General features: G+C 67.2%; 19 protein-coding genes and 2 pseudogenes. 12 read left to right on the top strand and 9 right to left on the bottom strand.

Annotation, left to right across the window (positions count from 1 at the left end; translation table 11 throughout):
• Positions 1–599 precede the first annotated feature (599 nt).
• Both ACFV6H_RS03680 and serC read left to right on the top strand, forming a co-directional pair.
• On the top strand, positions 600–1,235 hold the full coding sequence (locus ACFV6H_RS03680) for an ATP/GTP-binding protein (protein ID WP_093600821.1): 636 nt from the start codon (positions 600–602) through the stop codon (positions 1,233–1,235).
• A 176-nt stretch (positions 1,236–1,411) separates the two neighbouring features.
• A complete protein-coding gene (serC, locus tag ACFV6H_RS03675) occupies positions 1,412–2,530 on the top strand; it encodes a phosphoserine transaminase (protein WP_384982483.1) in 1,119 nt (372 codons plus the stop codon).
• An 85-nt stretch (positions 2,531–2,615) separates the two neighbouring features.
• On the opposite strand, the gene ACFV6H_RS03670 is transcribed toward serC, so the two are convergent.
• Together ACFV6H_RS03670 and ACFV6H_RS03665 are read right to left on the bottom strand one after the other, a co-directional pair.
• Positions 2,616–2,906 (bottom strand): hypothetical protein, encoded by a 291-nt coding sequence (locus ACFV6H_RS03670; protein WP_385538203.1) that lies wholly within the window; start codon positions 2,904–2,906, stop codon positions 2,616–2,618.
• Positions 2,907–3,442: 536 nt separating this feature from the next.
• Complete coding sequence (locus tag ACFV6H_RS03665; protein ID WP_385538200.1) at positions 3,443–3,877, bottom strand: ATP-binding protein; 435 nt, start codon at positions 3,875–3,877, stop codon at positions 3,443–3,445.
• A 204-nt stretch (positions 3,878–4,081) separates the two neighbouring features.
• On the opposite strand from ACFV6H_RS03665, the gene ACFV6H_RS03660 reads away from it, so the two are divergent.
• The 3 genes from ACFV6H_RS03660 (at position 4,082) to ACFV6H_RS03650 (ending at position 5,859) form a co-directional block, all read left to right on the top strand.
• Positions 4,082–4,966 (top strand): helix-turn-helix domain-containing protein, encoded by an 885-nt coding sequence (locus ACFV6H_RS03660; RefSeq protein ID WP_385538197.1) that lies wholly within the window; start codon positions 4,082–4,084, stop codon positions 4,964–4,966.
• A 6-nt stretch (positions 4,967–4,972) separates the two neighbouring features.
• Positions 4,973–5,200, top strand: a complete 228-nt coding sequence (locus ACFV6H_RS03655; protein WP_385538193.1) for a DUF397 domain-containing protein — start codon at positions 4,973–4,975, stop codon at positions 5,198–5,200.
• A gap of 173 nt (positions 5,201–5,373) precedes the next feature.
• Positions 5,374–5,859 (top strand): hypothetical protein, encoded by a 486-nt coding sequence (locus ACFV6H_RS03650; protein ID WP_385538190.1) that lies wholly within the window; start codon positions 5,374–5,376, stop codon positions 5,857–5,859.
• A gap of 3 nt (positions 5,860–5,862) precedes the next feature.
• Here the strand turns inward: ACFV6H_RS03650 and ACFV6H_RS03645 are convergent, their stop codons facing one another.
• Entirely contained in the window at positions 5,863–6,912 is a 1,050-nt protein-coding gene (locus ACFV6H_RS03645; RefSeq protein WP_385538187.1) for a WD40 repeat domain-containing protein, read from the bottom strand.
• 155 nt (positions 6,913–7,067) lie between these two features.
• Here ACFV6H_RS03645 and ACFV6H_RS03640 point away from each other — a divergent pair, with 155 nt between their 5' ends.
• The 3 genes and pseudogenes from ACFV6H_RS03640 to ACFV6H_RS03630 all read left to right on the top strand — a co-directional run bounded on the left by ACFV6H_RS03640 (position 7,068) and on the right by ACFV6H_RS03630 (position 9,847).
• The gene (locus tag ACFV6H_RS03640; RefSeq protein ID WP_385538184.1) at positions 7,068–7,757 is read left to right on the top strand and encodes a GDSL-type esterase/lipase family protein; all 690 of its coding nucleotides are present in this window, start codon (positions 7,068–7,070) and stop codon (positions 7,755–7,757) included.
• A gap of 56 nt (positions 7,758–7,813) precedes the next feature.
• Positions 7,814–8,497, top strand: a pseudogene (locus ACFV6H_RS03635) (alpha/beta fold hydrolase); the annotation flags it as partial.
• Positions 8,498–8,851: 354 nt separating this feature from the next.
• Complete coding sequence (locus tag ACFV6H_RS03630) at positions 8,852–9,847, top strand: aldo/keto reductase (protein WP_093600813.1); 996 nt, start codon at positions 8,852–8,854, stop codon at positions 9,845–9,847.
• A gap of 282 nt (positions 9,848–10,129) precedes the next feature.
• Here the strand turns inward: ACFV6H_RS03630 and thpR are convergent.
• A pseudogene (gene thpR / locus ACFV6H_RS03625) lies at positions 10,130–10,687 on the bottom strand (RNA 2',3'-cyclic phosphodiesterase); the annotation flags it as partial.
• Positions 10,688–10,792: 105 nt separating this feature from the next.
• Here thpR and ACFV6H_RS03620 point away from each other — a divergent pair.
• The gene (locus ACFV6H_RS03620) at positions 10,793–11,383 is read left to right on the top strand and encodes a Uma2 family endonuclease (RefSeq protein WP_385538179.1); all 591 of its coding nucleotides are present in this window, start codon (positions 10,793–10,795) and stop codon (positions 11,381–11,383) included.
• 54 nt (positions 11,384–11,437) lie between these two features.
• On the opposite strand, the gene ACFV6H_RS03615 is transcribed toward ACFV6H_RS03620, so the two are convergent.
• Together ACFV6H_RS03615 and ACFV6H_RS03610 are read right to left on the bottom strand one after the other, a co-directional pair.
• The gene (locus tag ACFV6H_RS03615; protein ID WP_385538934.1) at positions 11,438–12,754 is read right to left on the bottom strand and encodes an MFS transporter; all 1,317 of its coding nucleotides are present in this window, start codon (positions 12,752–12,754) and stop codon (positions 11,438–11,440) included.
• Between the two features lie 176 nt (positions 12,755–12,930).
• A complete protein-coding gene (locus ACFV6H_RS03610; RefSeq protein ID WP_093599582.1) occupies positions 12,931–13,380 on the bottom strand; it encodes a MarR family winged helix-turn-helix transcriptional regulator in 450 nt (149 codons plus the stop codon).
• 240 nt (positions 13,381–13,620) lie between these two features.
• Here ACFV6H_RS03610 and ACFV6H_RS03605 point away from each other — a divergent pair, with 240 nt between their 5' ends.
• The 3 genes from ACFV6H_RS03605 to ACFV6H_RS03595 all read left to right on the top strand — a co-directional run bounded on the left by ACFV6H_RS03605 (position 13,621) and on the right by ACFV6H_RS03595 (position 16,872).
• Positions 13,621–13,833, top strand: coding sequence for a ribbon-helix-helix protein, CopG family (locus ACFV6H_RS03605; protein ID WP_093599579.1), 213 nt, complete (start codon positions 13,621–13,623; stop codon positions 13,831–13,833).
• A 10-nt stretch (positions 13,834–13,843) separates the two neighbouring features.
• The gene (locus tag ACFV6H_RS03600; RefSeq protein ID WP_385538174.1) at positions 13,844–14,170 is read left to right on the top strand and encodes a DUF2530 domain-containing protein; all 327 of its coding nucleotides are present in this window, start codon (positions 13,844–13,846) and stop codon (positions 14,168–14,170) included.
• Between the two features lie 188 nt (positions 14,171–14,358).
• A complete protein-coding gene (locus ACFV6H_RS03595; RefSeq protein WP_385538171.1) occupies positions 14,359–16,872 on the top strand; it encodes a cation-translocating P-type ATPase in 2,514 nt (837 codons plus the stop codon).
• A 108-nt stretch (positions 16,873–16,980) separates the two neighbouring features.
• Here ACFV6H_RS03595 and ACFV6H_RS03590 read toward each other — a convergent pair whose 3' ends face one another.
• The 3 genes from ACFV6H_RS03590 to ACFV6H_RS03580 form a co-directional block, all read right to left on the bottom strand.
• Positions 16,981–17,853 carry a DUF5707 domain-containing protein gene (locus ACFV6H_RS03590; RefSeq protein WP_385538168.1) on the bottom strand — a complete coding sequence of 291 codons (873 nt, stop codon included), beginning with the start codon at positions 17,851–17,853 and terminating at the stop codon, positions 16,981–16,983.
• A 220-nt stretch (positions 17,854–18,073) separates the two neighbouring features.
• A complete protein-coding gene (locus tag ACFV6H_RS03585) occupies positions 18,074–18,943 on the bottom strand; it encodes a DUF5707 domain-containing protein (protein WP_385538164.1) in 870 nt (289 codons plus the stop codon).
• A 191-nt stretch (positions 18,944–19,134) separates the two neighbouring features.
• Positions 19,135–19,985 (bottom strand): IS5 family transposase gene (locus tag ACFV6H_RS03580; protein ID WP_385538160.1). Its coding sequence is split into 2 segments (ribosomal slippage): positions 19,135–19,638 and positions 19,641–19,985, totalling 849 coding nucleotides; the frame shifts between segments, so codons are not numbered across the junction.
• Positions 19,986–20,008: the final 23 nt, after the last annotated feature.

Raw genomic sequence — 20,008 nt, 5'->3', positions numbered from 1 at the left:
CCGCCGACCACACTCGGCGCACGGAAGAAAACCGAACAGGAAGCTCCCAAACTGATCGTCAAATCTCATATAGTGGCCACCGTTTGAGCAATATTCAACAGATTCCGAGCCTGTCACCTCCGGACCATCTCTGACTCATCCGAGTTGGGCGACGCGGGGCCCCCATCCCCGCCGTGCCCGCCGCCGCCCCACCGGCAGCCCGGTTCAGCGCCTTCCGGCAGGTCGTACCAACCGCTCCACCGCACCCGGCCACCCCCACACATCCGGAAGGCGATCCACGATGACCACGACCGGCACCACGACGGGCACCACGACCGGCACCACAACCGGCACTCCCGTTCCCTCGCACACCACCGCACACGCACACGGACAGAGCGGCCCACGGGCACGGGCATGAACCGGCCGACCCCGGGAACCTTCCCGGGGCGCCCGTCGTCCTCGTACGGCCCGTACGGCTCCGCGACTTCCCGATCCCGACCTCCCGAAGCAGGTGCGCGTTGGACTCCGCAACCTCTGAACGGCCCCCCGGAACGCCCGCCGACCGGTCCACGGGCGCGGCCATGGCCGTCCCGACCACGGCCGTCGCGGCCGTCGCGTCTGTGGATCAGCGGTCCTCGGACGGGCCCTCGCTGGCCAGCACCGTCGAGAACGGTCTGAAGATCGTCATCGTCGGCGGCTTCGGTGTCGGCAAGACGACCATGGTCCGTTCCGTCAGCGAGATCCGTCCTCTCAACACCGAGGAGACGCTGTCCCGGGCGGGCGAGGACATCGACGTGGTCGCCGATCTGGAGGGACTGCGAAGAAAGACCTCGACCACCGTCGCCTTCGACTTCGGCCGGATCTCGCTGGACGAGAAGTCCGTCCTCTATCTCTTCGGCGCGCCGGGCCAGGAGCGCTTCTGGTTCCTCTGGGAACGGCTCTTCTCCGGGACGCTGGGCGCGGTCGTCCTGGTCGACACCCGCCGTCTCTCGGACTCCTGGTACGCGCTGGACCGGCTGGAACACCACGGCACGCCCTTCATCGTGGCCTGCAACGACTTCGGCGGGCCCTTCCACGCGGTGGACCAGATCCGTACGGCGCTGGCGCTGGCCCCGGACGTACCACTGGTGGAGTGCGACGCGCGGGACCGGTCGTCCAGCAAGTACGTGCTGATCACGCTGGTGGAGTATCTGTACGAGCTGGCGTCGAAGCGGGCGGCGGAGAACGAGAAGGCCGAGGAGCCGGGCGACGGCTGACTGAGAGACGGCGGCCATCACACCAGGTAGCGGCATCCTCCAATCGAGTGAAGCCAAGGCGCCCACGGCGGAGGCCTCCATTCCTCTGCTGCCAGCGCCTCCCGGGGCCGGAAGCGGTGTCTCATCCGACGGACACCGTTGCCCGCCGTGTATCGGAAGGGACTAGGCTCCGGCCCGTGGCCGATATCCAGATTCCCGCTGACATCAAGCCCGCCGACGGCCGTTTCGGCGCAGGTCCCTCCAAAGTGCGGACGGAGGCGGTGGACGCGCTGGCCGCCACCGGTACCTCCCTGCTCGGCACGTCCCATCGCCAGGCCCCGGTCAAGAACCTGGTCGGCTCGGTGCGCGACGGCGTACGGAGCCTCTTCGAGCTGCCCGAGGGATACGAGGTGATCCTGGGCAACGGCGGCTCCACCGCCTTCTGGGACATCGCGACGCACGGTCTGATCGAGAACAAGTCGCAGCACCTCTCCTTCGGCGAGTTCTCCTCCAAGTTCGCCAAGGCGGCGAAGCTCGCGCCCTGGCTGGCCGAGCCGACCGTCATCACCAGCGACGCCGGTACGCACCCGGACCCGGTCGCGGAGGCGGGCGTCGATGTCTACGCCTTCACGCACAACGAGACCTCCACCGGTGTCGCGGCGCCGGTCGAGCGGGTCGCGGGCGCCGACGAGGGCGCGCTGGTCCTGGTCGACGCGACGTCGGGCGCGGGCGGCCTGCCGGTCGACATCACCGAGACGGACGTCTACTACTTCGCTCCGCAAAAGTCCTTCGCCTCCGACGGCGGCCTGTGGATCGGTGTCTTCTCGCCGGCCGCGCTGGAGCGCGCCGCCCGCGTGCACGGCTCCGGACGCCATGTGCCGGAGTTCTTCTCGCTGCCGACCGCGATCGACAACTCGCTGAAGAACCAGACGTACAACACTCCGGCGCTGGCCACTCTCTTCCTGCTGAACGAGCAGCTCAACTGGCTCAACTCGCAGGGCGGCCTCGACTGGTCGGTCCGCCGCACGGCCACCTCCTCGCGCACGCTGTACGGCTGGGCCGAGGCCTCCAAGTACGCAACACCGTTCGTGGTCGACCCGGCGAAGCGCTCGCAGGTCATCGGCACGATCGACTTCGCGGACGAGATCGACGCGGCGGCAGTCGCCAAGGCCCTGCGCGCCAACGGCATCGTCGACACCGAGCCCTACCGCAAACTCGGCCGCAACCAGCTCCGCGTAGCCATGTTCCCGGCCGTCGACCCAACAGACGTCGCGGCCCTGACGGAATGCATCGACTACGTAATCGAACGCCTCTGACCACTCGGGCCTTACGCCCCCTTGGGACCCAAGCCGATCCTGGGTCCCAAGGGGGCGTTTTCGTCGTTCACGGCCCCGGGCCCGTTCATGGTTCTTGCGGGCAGATGCAGGGCCGCGAACATCTTTCCGTAGGTCTGGAGCCGTGACAGATCTCCAGGGTGCGGGTGAGGTAGCGCCGGCGTGAGGAGTAGTAGAACCAGTCCACTTCCCCACCACTGTCGAGCCGTCGACGCGCCGCGGCAAGCAGTTCGTCCGGCAGCAGGTGCGTCGAGACCGGCGGGTACTCCTCGACCGTGGCCTCCAGCCAGGCGTACGCGTCGCATGCGGCGTGGTACGTCGTGAGCACATATGCGGTCTCGGCATCCCTCTTCTTCACCTCCTCATAGCCGAGAGGCTGAGCGTTCGCCTTGGGAAACCGGAGACCTCCGGGCAGACATTGAGGGCCGGTCCATGCGTAACCGTGCCAGTGCATCGAAGTCTTTCGCTTGGGGTGGGCGGGCCCGTCCACCAGGGACGGGGCTGCTCTTGTGGTGGTTCACAGCCGTTGCCCGGTATGGCAGCCATCGGGGTTCGCGCCCTGAGGCGCTCTGCTGCGGAATCGCGCAGTTTCAAGGGAAGCTGTCAAGTCTGGGGCCGCTGATACGGGAGTGGCCGGACGTCGGCGAGGCACCGCACGCGATCCGCCACGCTTCGCGTGCTTGCGTCGCGGTCGCGTGGTCAACAGCGTCCTCACCCATGCGAGTAACAGGGCAATGGACAGCAGTGCCATCACCCATGCGAGTAGTTGGGCGATAGGGTTGCTCATGCTCGCCGGCTCCTTCTAGCTGTGGACGTCGCCCTGGACCGGTTGGCCGACCGGTCCAGGGCTTTTCTCTGTGATGCTCCGCTTTCGATAAGGGCAGCGCCCCCATGTCAAAGCGAAGGGCATGATTCCTCCCCTCCGTTCATCTTCTTTTCAACCCGTACCGCCTTTCCAAGGAAGTTCCTGCGCCATCCCCATTGGTCGGCCAGTTCAGCGACCATCCACAAGCCTCGCCCGCCCGTGTCCGAGAGACCGGCCGAGTGAAGCTCAGGCACCTTGTCCGACTGCATGTCAGTCACTTCAACGCGCACGGTGTCGTTGTCGCGCTCCATGACGAGACCAACAGGTCTGCCGATGGAATGCGGGACCCTGCCGTGCGTGATCGCATTGGTCACCAGTTCACTGACCATGAGAACGACGTCACTCGCCGATGGGTCAGCGGCGGATAATCCCCACGCTTCCAGAGTCCGTTCGCAGTCGTGCCGTGCTCGGCCGACCGAAGCGGGAGTCATGGGGTAGTGGTGTCGAACTGTGTTGTCGGGCATGGCGAACAACCCCTTTGGGCGTCCAGGGAGTACGGCCGGCGCCCACCTGCGGACGCTTCCGGGGATGCAACCCTGCACTCTCCAGCGGTGAACATGCAACCCTGCACGCCAACTTCGCCCGTTCGAGTGCAGGGGTCGCTTGTCCAGGGGGCGACACCCCGCGCATCCTGGTACGCAGGCAGGGACAGGAGAGGGGTGGGCGCCATGGCCGCACGCCGCATTGATCAGCCGACGGCACGTCAGGTACGGCTCGGAAGCATCCTTCGGGGCTTCAGAGAGCAAGCGCAGGGCGGCAGTCAAGAGACGTCGGCGCACGCACTCGGCTGGTCGGAAGCGAAGCTCAACCGGATCGAGTCCGGGCGCATCGGCATTTCGGAGCGAGACCTCATCCGGCTGATGGACCGATACGGAGTTGAAGAAGCCGCGCTCCGCGCCTACGTGTTGGACCTGCGGGCCCGGGGAGCCGTGCGCGGATGGGAGAGCGACATTCGCTCGGTCGTGAGTGCCGTGTACGCCGACTACATCGGGTACGAGGGCGATGCGTTGGAGGCGTACAACGCTGAAACCGTCCTGATCCCTGGCCTGTTGCAGACGCACGACTATGCGGCGGCGATTCTCGATCAGCACATGCCGGACATCGGAGAGGAAGAAAGACGGGAGAGACTCAGCATTCGAGCGAAGCGACAAGAGGCGTTCGAGCGGCCGAATCCGCTGGTGTTCTGGGGTGTTATATCAGAGTCGGCATTCCGTCACATCATCGGTGGACCCGACGTCATGACCGCACAGCTTGAGCACTTGCTGGCACTGTCCAAGCAATACCCGCACATCGTCAACATTCACGTACTGCCGGAAGGTTCGCCTTCACATGCTGGACTGTTCAGCTCTTTCGTCGTTCTTTCGTTTCAAAAACGATGGGAACCCGACATCGTCTATCTGGACGGCTTGACCGGCAACAGGTTTCTTGAAGAGGAATGGGAGGTGATAGCATACAGCCGACTCTTCCGGAGATTGATGATGACGGACTCACTAAGGGGTCCCGAATCGATCGAGCTAATTCAGCATCATCTCGACGAAATTCGTAAAGGGTAGGTAGGAATGTCTCAGCTTGTCATTCCGGACGCGTCCACGCTAGACGTGGAATGGCAGAAATCTTCCGCGTCGACCGGGGACGGGAACTGTGTCGAAGTTGCGACCCACGGGGATGGTATTGCGGTTCGTCACAGCAAGGTCCCCAACGGTCCGGCCCTGATCTTCACCAGGGACGAGATAGCTGCATGGTTGGACGGCGCCAAGAGCGGAGAGTTCGATCACCTGACACGCTAGGCTCGCAAGTCACAGCAAGCAGAAGGGCCCCTCGGTAAGGCTGAGGGGCCCTTCTGCTGTCCGCCTTTGGTGTGCGCTCCGGGGCTTAAGGTCCGAGCCGACCGCTTTCCTGGCTTGGCCATCAATTGGCGGGATAGTATCCGCGATCTGCTGTCGAGCTGAGGGGTGGACATATGACGACGCTGGCCGTGACCGGGCACATGGACCTGTCCGAGGAGACCGTGCCGCTGGTGCGGGCCGCGCTGCGTGAGGTGCTGGAGCCTTATCGGGAGGACCTGACCGGGGTGTCGTGCATCGCGGCCGGAGCGGACAGCCTGTTCGCGGAGGAAGTCACCGCGATCGGTGGCCGGCTGGTGGTGGTGATCCCTTCGCAGGACTACCGGGAGACGAAGGTGAAGCCGGATCACGCGCCGGTCTTCGACCGCTTGGTGCAGGCGGCGGTCGAGGTCCTTGTGATGCCGCACGGGACGGCGAACCGGGCCGCCTACGAGGCTGCCAACGCCGAGTTGCTGACGCGGGCCGACCGGCTGGTCGCGGTATGGAACGGCGAGCCACCGTCGGGCAAGGGCGGCGGCACGGCGGACGTTGTGGTCGAGGCGCGGGAGGCCGGTCTGCCCGTCGATGTGGTGTGGCCGGACGGTGCCGCGCGGCGGGACTGATTGTCAGGGCTTGCTTCGTAGGCGTTTGAAGCCGAAGAAGAGCACCGCGCCGCCGATGAGGATGAACGCGCCCAGGGTGGCGTTGCCCTTGGTGGCGGTGCCGTCGGCTGTGCTGGCTCCGTTGGGGTCGGTTGAGGAACTGCCGCTGTCCGATGGGGAGTTGCCGGAGTCCTTGGCCTTGTCCTCGCCCTTGCCGTTTTCCAGGTCCTCGCGTACGACCTGGCTTTCCTTGCCTTCCGAGCCGAACATCAGCGCGCTGCCGTCCGCCGTGTACGTCACGGACTCGGCCTGGCCCTGGAACGGTGCCTGGACCGCGTGGTCCTCGCCCAGGCGGCCGTTCTTCCATACGTAGGCCCGGGCGCTGAAGTACGAGCGCAGTACCAGTTCCGTGCCGTCGGGCGAGAAGGCACCGTCCGTCACCCAGGGCACCTCGCCGATCCGCCGGAAGACATTCGTGCCCGACGAGGTCAGTCGCGCCGGGCCCTCGTAGAGTCCGCCGCCGTTGTCGTTCTTCGAGGCGATATAGACGCGGCCCGTCTTGGGATCGACCATGAGCGCCTCGGCGTTGCGCGCACCGTCCGCGTATTTGACGGTGAACTGCGTCGCCCGCACCCTCATGTCCTTGAGCTCCTTGGGCTCCGGGAAGCGGTAGATCCACACATGGTCCCAGCTCCCGTCGAGGTTGTCGCCAATGTCGCCGACATACACATTTCCATCGGAACCAATGGAGATGGCCTCTACGTCTCGGGGCTCACCGACGCCCTCCATGGTGATCGTCGCCACCGTCTCGCCGGTCCTGGAGTCCACGGCGAAGACATAGGGCCCATCGTCGCTGTCGTTGTGCGTCCAGTAGATGCCCGGGTGGAGACGGCTCGCGGCCAGCCCGCTGGACTCGACGATCCGGGGATCCTTGATCGTAAAGGTCTGGTCGGGTGTTCCGTCGGCGGCGACAGCCCCGGCCACGGACGTCGGCACGCTCAGCAGTACGGCGGCGGCGAGGGCGGTGACGGCACCGGAAAGACGCAGGCCGAGATGGCGCGGAAGCGAACGCATGTCACCAGCCTGCCATCCCGCCCGCGCGCGTCACGTATCCGTACGCGTATGCGTACGCATGTCCGGGCCCGGCATGTCCGGGCCGAGCGTCGTCACACCCCGCGCCTGCCGTGTCCCGGCTCCTGCCCGAACCTGCCGTCGGCCATGATGGCCCGATGCGTTTCCTCTTCGTCGGTGACTCCATGACGATCGGGCGCGCCGGCGACTTCACCTGGCGCTATCGGATGTGGCAGCACCTCGACGCGTCCTTCGGCGTCCCGTTCCGGGTCGTCGGCCCACGGTCCGGGCTGTACGACAGCGAGGCCGACGCGCCCGTCTCGTACGACTACGCCGCCGGTCCCGGCTTCCCGGCCCATGCGCGCCACCATCTCGCGGGCTGGGGTGTGGGGTGGCAGCACATGAGTCCGCTGATCGGCGAGGCGGTCCGGGCCGGGAAGGCCGACATTCTGCTGATCTTGCTGGGCCTGATCGACCTCGGTTTCTATACGGACAGTACGCAGACCGCGCGCAGCGCCCGCGCGTTCATCGCCGAGGCCCGCGCGGCCAACCCACGCGTACGGGCCGTGCTCCTGCCCGTCATCCCGAATGTCCGGGCCGAGTCCGACCGCGCCTTCGCCGCCGAGGTCGACCGCTTCAACGAACTGCTCGGCAAGGCCGTCGCCGATCTCGACCGGCCGTCCTCGCCTCTGCTGCTCGCCTCGCGCCCGCCGACGTACGACATCCACCGCGACACCTACGACGGCACCCACCCGGCGCCCTCGGGCGAACACAAACTCGCCGCCGCGTTCGCCGACGCCATGCATCAGGCCTGGGGCCTGGGCGCACCGTACGAGCCACACGGCTGAAGCCCGGCAACACCCCGTAAGTCCGTACCGCGTGCGAGGAAACCGCCATGACCGCCATGGACCACGACGATCCGCCCTACCCGCTCTATCCGGCCATAGAACCGTACGAGCAAGGGATGCTCGACGTCGGCGACGGCAATCTCGTCCACTGGGAGGTGTGCGGCAACCCACGCGGCAAGCCCGCCCTCGTCGTCCACGGCGGGCCCGGCTCCGGCCGTTCGCCGTACGCCCGGCGGTACTTCGACCCCGAGCGCTACCGGATCGTCCTCTTCGACCAGCGCAACTGCGGACGCAGCACTCCGCACGCAAGCGATCCCGCCGCCGACATGCGCCACAACACCACCGCGCGTCTCATCGCCGACATGGAACGGCTGCGCAGCCGTCTCGGAGTCGACCGCTGGCTGCTGTACGGCGGCTCCTGGGGATCGACGCTGATCCTCGCGTACGCCGAACGGCACCGGGAGCGTGTCTCGGAGATCGTCATCGCCGGAGTCACGACGACCCGGCGCTCCGAGATCGACTGGCTGTACCAGGGCGCCGGACGGATCTTTCCCGAGGCATGGGACCGCTTCCGCGCGGGCGTCCCGGAGAGCGAGCGCGACGGCGATCTCGTCGCGGCCTACGCCCGGCTGACGGAGAGCCCCGACCCCGCCGTACGGGAACGGGCCACGGCCGACTGGTGCGCCTGGGAGGACGCCGTACTCTCCCAGGAGCCGCACGGCGCGAGTGCGCCTGGGCGCGGTGTGCGCCTCGCGGCGCGGGGCCAGTGGTGGGTGCGGGTGCCGGGGCCTCCGGAGGTACATGTCCGGACGGCATGATTTACGCCGCGTGCGGGCCGGTTGTCGGGTGCGGGCTTCGCGTGCGGCACAAATCACGCTTTAGTGTCCGAACACGCACCTCCTCCGACCCCGACCCCCTCCCGCCGCACGCCCTCCGCAGGCCGGTGGGTCCACCGCTCCCGGTAGGTGAGGGAGGTGATGGTCCGGCTGCGGGCCAGCGGATCCGCCGCTTCCGGAGCGACGAGGGCGGTCCGACCGCCACAAGGCCGATTCGGGCTTGCCTTGAGTGCGCTCGAACGCGTTGGCTGTGGAGTCATGAAGTACACGCAGCTCGGACGCTCCGGACTCAAGGTAAGCCGACTCGTCCTCGGGACGATGAACTTCGGTCCTCTCACCAACGAGGCCGACAGTCACACCATCATGGACGCCGCGCTCGACGCGGGCATCAATTTCTTCGACACCGCCAATGTCTACGGCTGGGGCGAGAACAAGGGCCGTACGGAGGAGATCCTCGGCACCTGGTTCGCCAAGGGCGGCGACCGCCGTGACAAGGTCGTCCTCGCCACCAAGGTCTACGGGAACATGGCCGCGGACGATCCGGCCTGGCCGAACCACGACAAGCTCTCGGCCCTCAATATCCGCCGTGCGGTCGACGCCAGCCTCAAGCGGCTCCAGACCGATCACATCGATCTCTACCAGTTCCACCACATCGACCGCAGCACCCCGGTCGACGAGATCTGGCAGGCCATCGACACCCTGATCCAGCAGGGCAAGATCCTCTACGCGGGCTCCTCCAACTTCCCCGGCTGGAAGATCGCCCAGACCAATGAGACCGCCCGCCGGCTCGGTTCGTTCGGACTGGTCAGCGAGCAGTGTCTGTACAACCTGGCCGAGCGCCGCGCCGAGATGGAGGTCATCCCGGCCGCACAGGAGTACGGCCTCGGGATCATCCCGTGGTCGCCGCTGAGCGGTGGTCTGCTGGGCGGCGCGATCCGCAAGGAGCGCGAGGGCGGCGGCTCCCGTACCACCGCCGGCCGTTCGGGCAGCGGGCTCGCCAACACGGCCATCCGGGCGCAGGTCCAGTCGTACGAGGACCTGCTCGACAAGCACGGCATCGATCCCGGTGAGGCCGCGCTGGCGTGGCTGCTCACCCGTCCCGGCGTGACGGGCCCGATCGTCGGCCCGCGCACGATCGAGCAGCTGGAGTCCGCTCTGCGCGCGGTCGAGCTGGAGCTGTCGGAGGAGGTCCTGTCCTCGCTGGACGAGATCTTCCCGGGCACGGGGCCTTCGCCGGAGGCGTTCGCCTGGTAGTACGCGGTACGCGGGAGGGCGGCCGGGGTCGGCGACCGACCGACCAGGCCCTGTCCGGTCGGACAGGGCCTAACCGACCGCGGCCGCCACCGCGATGATCGCGAACATCAGCACCAGCGCGCCGGCCATGATTTGGTTTCGGATTTTGGGGTCCACAGGTCGAGGTTAACGGCCGAGGCTCTCACGCCCGGCGCCCGGGTCCTGGCCGGCGCCCGGGTTGCCGTTCGGCTTCCCGTCCGTTTCGCCATCCGTTTCCCCGTCCGGCTTCTCCCGGCGGGCCCGGCCGAGCGGGAAGCGTACGAGCGTCTCGTACCGCGGCTGCTCGCCGGGCACTCCGCTCACCGGGAGCCGGCTCCGTACGAGCGCCATCTCGGCCACCTCCCACGGTGTGCCCTCGAAGCCGTCCATGGCCGTTGCGTACGGCCGCAGATCCTGGTCCGTACGGCTGTGGGCGAGCGTGAGATGCGGCCGGTAGTGGCGGTGCTCCTCCATCGGCACACCGGCCCGGCGCGCGGCGGCGTCGGCGCGCTCCGCGAGGCGCCGCAGCGTGTCGATGTCCCCGGCGGCCCCGGCCCACAGCGCCCGCCCGCCGAAGTGCCCGCCGCCGTACAGCCGCAACGGAAACGGCTCGGTCCGCCGCCCGGCCCGCTCCAGCCGCGCGGTCAGCTCCGGCAGCACCGCGTCCTCGACCTCGCCCATGAAGGCGAGCGTGAAGTGCCACCCGTCCCGCCCGGTCCACCGCAACCCGTCGGCACCGGGCATCGCCCTGAGCCGGTCCCGGACGGGATCCAGTTCCTTGCAGGCCTCGGCGGGTGGCAGCACGGCGGCGAAAAGTCTCATGCGCACAAGTCTTCCCACGGCGCGAGCCCATACGTAACCCGATCACCGTGCGTATCGTTGTACCGGGCGCTGCCGCACCCCGTGGCGGCGGGGAGGAGCGCCACGATGACCGTCATTGACACCGACAGGATCGCCATGGCCGACGAGAGCGACGAGCTGACTCTGGACACATTGTTCGAGCTGCTCGAAAAGATGCCCGTCCCCGAGGGATACAAGGTCGAGATCGTCGGGGGGGCTGTCTATATGTCGCCGCAGCGCCAGGTTCACTGGGAAATCATCCTGGGTTTCGTCGAGCAGCTCAGGGCCAAATACCCTCGGGCGCGGTTGGCGTCCGATGTACGCATTGATTTCCCGGGGCACCTCAACGGATTCTGCTCCGACGTCGCAGCCATGGCGGACGATGCCGTGAAGGACTCCAGTGGGCGCTGGCGTCATGAGGACATCGAGTTCGTCGCCGAAGTGATCTCGAAGGGTACCGCTGTCAACGACTACGGCCCGAAGAAGGACGTCTACGCGGCAGCCGGTGTACCCGTCTATGTGATCGCCGATCCTTATACCGGCAGGTGCCATGTCTACACCCAGCCGAAGGATGGGGAGTACATCAGCGACCTGACCATCGCGTTCGGCGTGGAAATCGATCTCACGGCCACTGCGGTAGGCCTGACATTGAAGACCGACGAATTCCCCCGCGGCTGACCCCTTTCACAGCCGTGGCCCGGAACGGTAGTTGCCGTTCCGGGCCACCGAACGTTACGCCGCCGTCGCCAGTTCCCGTTCCCTCGGTATGAACTCCACGCGTGGGCGGCCTCCGCGGAGGTCGAATCTGACGCGTACGCCCGCCACGCGGACCAGGACCAGGCCGATCGCCGCCGCCGCGAGGAGGGAGACCGCGCCGCCGGTGGCGAAGCCGACTCTGGGGCCGTAGGTGTCGGTGACCCAGCCGAGGAGCGGGCCGCCGACCGGCGTGCCGCCGACGAAGACCATCATGTAGAGGCTCATCACCCGGCCTCGCATCTCCGGGTCCGAGGCCATCTGGACGGTCGTGTTGGCGCTTATGTTCGTCGTCAGTCCGATCACGCCGAGCGGTACGAGCAGCAGCGAGAACAGCCAGACGGACGGCGACAGGGAAATCGCGATCTCCAGCAGTCCGAAGCCCATCGCCGTGAGCAGGAGCAGTCTCAGCCGGCTGGAGCGGCGGCGGGCGGAGAGCAGGGCGCCGGTCAGTGAGCCGGCCGCGAGCAGGATGTTGAAGTACGCGTACATCCCGGCGCCGCCGTCGAAGACTCCATGCGCGAAGGCCGTCAGCCAGATCGGGAAGTTGAAGCCGAACGTGCCGATGAAGCCGACAAGGACGATCGGCCAGATCAGCTCCGGCCGCCCGCGCACATAGCGCAGTCCCTCTCTCAGCTGGCCCTTACCGCGCGGCACACGGACGGACTTGTGCAGTTCGTGCTGTCGCATCAGCAGCAGACCGGTCAGCGGCGCCAGGAAGGACAGACCGTTCAGCATGAAGGCCCAGCCGCTGCCGACCGTGGTGATCAGCACACCGGCCACGGCAGGACCGATGAGCCGCGCGGACTGGAAGTTGGCGGAGTTCAGACTGACCGCGTTGCGCAACTGGTCGGGGCCCACCATCTCGGAGACGAAGGACTGCCGGGCCGGATTGTCGACGACGGTCACCATGCCGAGCAGGAACGCGATCAGATAGACGTGCCAGACATGGACCTGTCCCGACAGCGTCAGAACGGCCAGCAGGACGCCCAGCACACCCATCGCGGCCTGGGTGAAGAGCAGCAGCAGCCGCTTCGGATAGCGGTCGGCGACGACACCGCCGTACAGCCCGAAGAGCAGCATCGGCAGAAACTGGAGGGCCGTGGTGATACCAACGGCCGCCGAGGAGCCCGTGAGGCTGAGTACCAGCCAGTCCTGGGTCACCCGGGACATCCATGTACCGGTGTTGGAGACGACGGCACCCGTCGCGAACAGCCGGTAGTTACGGATCTTCAGCGACGAGAAGGTCCCGCCGCCGGTCTTGCTGTGGTGCGGAGTGGTGCTGCCGTCCGAGATCGCGGTGTCGTCCGGCGTCGTCACCTCGTGCGGTGTCGTGACCTCGTGCGGTGTCGTGACCTGCGGTGTCGTGCTGTCACTCCCGGTCGTGCTGTCGTGGGTGGATTTCGGTGCGGGGGCGGATTCTGCTCCGGATCCCGTACTCAAAGTGGGTTCGCCTCCTTACAGCGCGCGGATCACAGGTGGGCGAGCTTCTCCAGTACGGGGGCGGCAGCGCGCAGCTTCGCCCACTCGTCCTCGTCCAGGCCCTCGGCGAGGGACGCCAGCCAGACATTGCGCCTGCGGCGGCTCTCTTCGAGCATCGCCTCGGCCTCCTCGGTCTGGCTGACCACCTTCTGCCGACGGTCGTCGGGATGCGGCTCCAGCCTGACCAGGCCCTTCGCCTCCAGCAGCGCCACGATGCGGGTCATCGACGGCGGCTGGACATGCTCCTTGCGTGCCAGCTCGCCCGGAGTGGCGGAGCCACAGCGGGCCAGCGTGCCCAGCACCGACATCTCGGTCGGGCTGAGCGACTCGTCCACACGTTGGTGCTTCAGTCGCCGGCCCAGCCGCATGACGGCGGAGCGGAGTGCGTTCACGGCGGCGTCGTTCTCGATCGCGTCGTCGCCGTGGGACAGGTCAGGCATGTTTGTTAGCATAACTCATTACCCAACCTAAATACCACCCGGTTTCCTCCGCGTTTCGCCCGCGCGCCGCCGATCCATGGGCACCGGGCGGACCACCAAGCAGGCCACCCAGCGGGCCACCCGGCGACCCCCTGGTCTACCGTGCGGATCAATCCCCGGACCAGCGCTTATCACTCATACGAGTGAGTCCGCACCGGAAAGCGATATGACCGGGCGTGCCCGCGCACGACCCTGGTCCGCATGGGATCGACAGTGCTCAGCCTGCGGATAGACGGTGAGCTGCTCGACCGGCTGCGGGAGCGCGCCGCCAGACGAGGGATGAGCGTCCAGGACTATGTGGCCGGGACGCTCATCCGCGACGACTTCGACGAACGCTTCAGGGCGGCCGTCGACGAGACGGAGAAGTTCTACGGCGGGACCGAGGCAAAGCTCCGCCCGGAAGGCGCCGCATAGACTGAGGGCCATGACCGGTTCTTCGACGGCAACTCCCCGGCGTGCGGCGCCCGAGCCTCTGGAGGGGCCGGTCGTCGGCACCATCACGGGCGGCACGATCATCTGGTTCGTCCTCTTCCTCGTACAGCTCCCGTTCTACGGCTGGTACAGCGACCACGGGCACGCGTGGTGGATCTGGACGTGTCTGGCCGGTGGCGGGCTCGGGCTGATCGGGATCTGGTACGTACGCGGGCGGGACGCGGCGCTCAAGCGCGCGGCAGCTGCGCGCGAGGCCGAGCAGGCCGGAGAAGCCGACAAGGACTCGGGTTCCGATGATCGCTCCGGGCCGACGGCCTGACCGACCGCCGCCTGACCGACTACGCGCGCCCCCGTACACGCCCCTGACGTGACCCTGACCAAGGCCTGACCTCCGCCCTCCCCCACGTACTGCCACAGGACCATCTCACTCGTCCCCGGGTCGTCCCTGGGGCTGATCTCCGGGCCCTCGGCGGGTGAACGCGCCTCACCGGTCGTACCGTCGGAACCATGACGCAGCGGGCGAAGATCGACACCGACGGCCCCGAGCCCCATGGCCCCGAGCCGCACGGCCGCGGATCTCACGGCCCCAACATCGACGCGGGCGCCGAACTCGATCCCGTACATCCCATGAAGCTCCCGCGGCCCTCCGGTCGCCACACCGGGCTGACCGCCGCCGAGGTCGCGCAGCATGTCGCCCGCGGTGAGGTCAACGACGTACCCGTCCGCAGCAGCCGCTCCGCCGTCGAGATCGTCCGCGCCAATGTCTTCACCCGCTTCAACGCGGTCATCGGCGTGCTCTGGGTGATCATGTCCTTCGTCGCACCGATCCAGGACACGCTCTTCGGCTATGTGATCCTCGCCAACACCGGCATCGGCATCATCCAGGAACTGCGCGCCAAGAGAACGCTGGACGGACTGGCCGTCATCGGCGAGGCGAAACCGACCGTACGGCGCGACGGCGTCGCCGCCGAGATCTCCACCGCGCAGATCGTCCTCGGCGATCTCATCGAGCTGGGTCCCGGCGACAAGGTCGTCGTCGACGGCGAGGTGGTCGAGGCCGACAGCCTCGAAGTGGACGAGTCGCTGCTCACCGGCGAGGCCGATCCCGTACTGAAACGTCCCGGCGACTCCGTCATGTCCGGCAGCTTCGTGGTCGTCGGCGGCGGCGCGTTCCGGGCGACCAAGGTCGGGCGCGACGCCTATGCCGCGCAGCTCGCCGAGGAGGCGTCCCGTTTCACGCTCGTGGACTCCGAGCTGCGCAACGGCATCAGCACCATCCTCAAATATGTGACCTGGATGATGGTCCCGACGGCCCTCGGGCTCATCGTCAGCCAGCTCGTCGTCAAGCAGAGCAACTTCAAGGACTCCATCGCCAGAACCGTCGGCGGTATCGTCCCGATGATCCCCGAGGGCCTGGTACTGCTGACCTCCGTCGCCTTCGCGATCGGTGTCATCCGGCTCGCCCGTAAGCAGTGCCTCGTCCAGGAGCTGCCCGCGATCGAGGGCCTCGCGCGCGTCGATGTCGTCTGTCTCGACAAGACCGGCACGCTGACCGAGGGCGGTATGAACGTCAGCGAGCTGCGCGTGCTGGGCGGCGCCGACGAGACGTACGTACGGAAGGTGCTCGGCGCGATCGGCGCGTCCGATCCGCGCCCCAACGCCAGCCTCCAGGCGGTCGTGGACGCGTTCGGCGAGGAGCGCGGCGAGTGGCCCGTGGCGGCGGCGCTGCCCTTCTCCTCCGTACGGAAGTACAGCGGCGCGGCCTTCAGCGAGGCCGACGGCTCCTCCTCGGGCTGGCTGCTCGGCGCGCCGGACGTGCTGCTGCCGCACGACGATCCGGCGCTCGCCGAGATCGATCACCTCAATGAACAGGGCCTGCGGGTCCTGCTGCTGGCCCGCGCCTCAGGCGTGGGCGACTCGGGCGACGCTGTCCCTCACCTGGACGCGCCGGAGACGGTGGCCGGAGCCGAGGCGACCGCGATCCTCGTGCTGGAGCAGCGGCTGCGGCCGGACGCCGCCGACACCCTCGACTACTTCGCCCAGCAGAACGTGGACGCCAAGGTCATCTCCGGCGACAACGCGGTCTCGGTGGCCGCGGTGGCCGGAAAACTCGGTCTCGCGGGCGCGGAGCGTACGGTCGACGCCCGGCTGCTGCCCACCGCGCGGGAGGAGATGGCGGAGGCCATCGACGCCGCCACGGTCTTCGGCCGCGTCACTCCGCAGCAGAAACGCGACATGGTCGGCGCCCTCCAGTCGCGCGGGCACACGGTCGCGATGACCGGCGACGGCGTCAATGACGTCCTGGCGCTGAAGGACGCGGACATCGGAGTCTCGATGGGCTCGGGCTCGGAGGCGACCCGGGCCGTGGCCCAGATCGTGCTGCTGAACAACAGCTTCTCGACGCTGCCGTCGGTGGTGGCGGAGGGCCGGCGGGTCATCGGCAACATCACACGGGTGGCGACCCTCTTTCTGACGAAGACGGTCTACTCGGTGCTGCTGGCGATCCTGGTGGCCTGTTTCCAGGTGGAGTATCCGTTCCTGCCACGGCATCTCACGCTGCTGTCGACGCTGACGATCGGCGTACCGGCGTTCTTCCTCGCGCTGGCGCCGAACACGGAGCGGGCGCAGCCGAACTTCGTACGGCGGGTGATGCGGTACTCGATCCCGTCGGGCATCATCGCCGGAATCGCGACTTTCGTCGCCTATATGGTGGCCCGGCACTACTACACGGGCCCCGACGCCCTCAACGCCGAGACCAGCGCGGCCACCCTCACGCTCTTCCTGGTCTCCATGTGGGTGCTGGCGATCGTGGCGCGCCCGTACACCTGGTGGCGGATCGGGCTGGTGGCAGCGATGGGACTGGCGTTCCTGGTGGTACTGGCCGTACCGACGCTCCAGCACTTCTTCGCGCTGAAGCTGGTGGGTACGACGATGCCGTGGCTGGCGGTCGGGATCGCGGTCGTGGCATCGGCGGCGCTGGAGTTCTGCTGGCGATGGGTGAGCCGAAGATTCCCGGCGTAGGCGTGCGTGAGCGCAGGCATGGGCGCGAGCTCCCTCGGGACGGCGAAGGGGCCCGGCGACTGCCGGGCCCCTTCCGAATCTTTTGTGCCGTGGGTACGGAACTACCGACTACTTCACGTCGATGTAGTCGCCCGCGACGGCGACCGGCGCGGTCGAGGCGATACCCAGGTAGTTCCAGCGGTAGTAGCCGTCCTCCGACGCCTTGACGGTGGTCTTCAGCGCACCGGTGGAAGAGGACTTCACGCCCTTGACGTTGGTGTAGGCGGTGCTGCTCTTCTTACGGAACTGGAGCACCACCGACTGGGTACCGAAGCCCACGTACTTGTTCTTGTCCCAGTCCGCACGGGTCAGGCTGCCCGTGATGGTGATGGTGCCACCCTTCTTGACGGGCTCAGGCGCGGCGTTCACCGTCAGCTTCGCCTCACGCTGGACCTTGACCTTGGAGACGGACTCCTTGATCGTGATGTCCTCGTCGTCATAGCCCGCCGCGATGACCAGGACGTTCCAGTTCGTGGCGTCGATGTTCCTGAGCTGCTTGGCCGTGAGGGTGAAGGTGCCTGTGCAGGTCGAGGTCGTGGCGTTCACGGCCTTGCACGTGGCCAGTTCCTCGTTCTGGTTGAACCCGTTGCTGTTCGGGTCGTCCAGGTTCTTGCCCGTCCAGAGCACGCCGACGGCAGCGGCGATGCCTGAGTTGTCGGACGCGGTGATCGACAGGGACACCTTCTTGCTCCCGGTCGCGGAAACCACGATGGGCTTGCCGCCGTTCACCACCGCCTTGGTGATCACGGCGGGGGTGTTGGCGTTCGCGGCAAGCGCCTGGCGCTTGGCCGAGGGCCCGGCCGCGTGGTCCTGCACGAGCCCCTTGAGCTGTCCGACCGTCGAGCGGAGATCATCCGGCTGCGCGGCCTGCGAGGCCGGCACGGCGAGAGCGGACAGGGCCAGGGCGCCGGAGACCGCGGCAACAGTGGCACGAATACGCATGTGTTCCCCAAGTCTGGTTTCTGTGGATCTGTTGACCCGGGAAGTCAGACCTGGGGAGCTGGTGAAAAGTTGTATGAGAATAGGAAATCTTTGCGAAGATCGACCGGCCAGACCCTGGCCGAACCGGACGTGGGCGTGGGCGTCCTTGGGACGACGAAAGGGCCCGGCGGATTGCCGGACCCTTCGTGAATCTTTTGTGCCGCAGGTACGGAACTACCGACTACTTCACGTCGATGTAGTCACCCGCAACGGCGACCGGCGCGGTCGAGGCGATACCCAGGTAGTTCCAGCGGTAGTAGCCGTCCTCCGACGCCTTGACGGTGGTCTTCAACGCACCGGTGGAGGAAGACTTCACGCCCTTGACGTTGGTGTAAGCGGTGCTGCTCTTCTTACGGAACTGGAGCACCACCGACTGGGTACCGAAGCCCACGTACTTGTTCTTGTCCCAGTCCGCACGGGTCAGGCTGCCCGTGATGGTGATGGTGCCGCCCTTCTTGACGGGCTCAGGCGTGGCGTTGACCGTCAGCTTCGACTGGCGCTGGAGCTTGACGGTGTTGAACTTCTCCACCACGGTGAGGTCGTCCTCACCGCCGTTGCCGTACGCGCCGGCCGCGACGTTCCAGGTCTTGGCGTCCGTGTTGACCAGCCACCCCGCGTCGATCGTGGTGGTGTGCGTGCAGGTCGACGTGGTGCCACTCGCCTTGCACACGATGTCGTCGTTCGGGACGAAGTACCTGCTGCTCGGGCTGCTGAGGCTGCTGCCCTCCCAGATGAGAGCGCTGACGTCGAGGATGCCCGAGTCGTCCGTCGCTGTGGCGGACATGGTCACCTTCTTGACGGTGGTGCTGCCGATCACGATCGGCTTGCCGCCGTTCACGACGACCTTGTTGATCACGGGCAGGCCGGCGTCCTGCGCCGACAGCGCGCGGGACTGGGCCCGCGGCGACACGCCGTCGCCCTGCCGGAGGAACTCGAAGCCCCCGACCGACAGACCGTGGTCGTCCGACTGCGCGGCCTGGGACGCCGGCACGGCGAGCGCGGACAGAGCCAGGGCGCCGGATACGGCAGCAACAGTGGCACGAATACGCATGTGTTCCCCAAGTCTGGTTCATTCGGGTCTGTTGACCCGGGGAAACAGACCTGGGGAGAGAGTGAAAAGTTGTACGAGAATAGGAAATCTTTGCGGAGATCGACCGGCCGGGCCCTGGCCGAACCGACGAACCGGACGCGGCCTGAGGTCCTGGCCAAACCGCACGCGGCCTAGGGTCTGTCTTCAAAGGGTCATATCCACATCAGGAGTGACGCGATAGTGAGAGCCGCTTCGTAGGATTCGCGGGTTTTGTCGTAGCGGGTGGCGATGGCCCGATACTGCTTCAACGCGTTGAAGCAGCGTTCGACGACGTTGCGCTGTTTGTAGCGCTCCTTGTCGAAAGCGGCTGGTCTACCGCCGTTGCTGCCACGTCGGCGGCGGTGCGCCCGCTGGTCCGAGCGTTCGGGAATGGTGTGCGGGATGCCGCGTTTTCGCAGGTAGTTGCGTATGCGCCGACTGCTGTACCCCTTGTCGCCCAGGAGATGATCGGGCCGGGTGCGCGGTCGGCCCGGCCCCGGGCGACGGACCTTGATCTGCGCGAGGACCTGCTCGAACTGGGTGCAGTCATTGATGTTGCCGCCCGTGAGGACGAAGCCGAGCGGGCGACCGCGGCCGTCGCAGGCGAGGTGGATTTTAGTGGTCAGTCCTCCACGGGATCGTCCGAGGGCGTGAGCGTGTGCCGCTTCTGCGGGGGCTGCCCCTTATTGCGGGCGCCGGCCGCGTGCTGATGAGCGCGGGCGATCGTGGAGTCCACCGACACCAACCAGTCGATATCCCCGGCCGCATCCTTCTGGGCCTGGACCGTCTCCAGCATCCGTGTGAACGTACCGTCCAGCGCCCACCTGCGAAAACGCGTGTACAACGTCCGCCAGGACCCATACCTCCCGGGCACATCACGCCAGGCCGAACCGGTCCGCAGTTTCCATACGATCCCGTTCAGCACCACCCGGTCGTCCCGCCGGGGCCGCCCCGTCTCCGTCCTCGGCAGCAGCCCCGACAGCACATCCCACTCTTCGTCCGAGAGCTCATGCCGCCGCACCATGCACCACATGATGCCCCATCAAA

The sequence above is a fragment of the Streptomyces sp. NPDC059743 genome, from assembly GCF_042732975.1.
GTDB lineage: Bacteria > Actinomycetota > Actinomycetes > Streptomycetales > Streptomycetaceae > Streptomyces.
The sequence above is the reverse complement of the archived record's forward strand: the minus strand, read 5'-3'. Positions and strand labels throughout refer to the sequence as shown.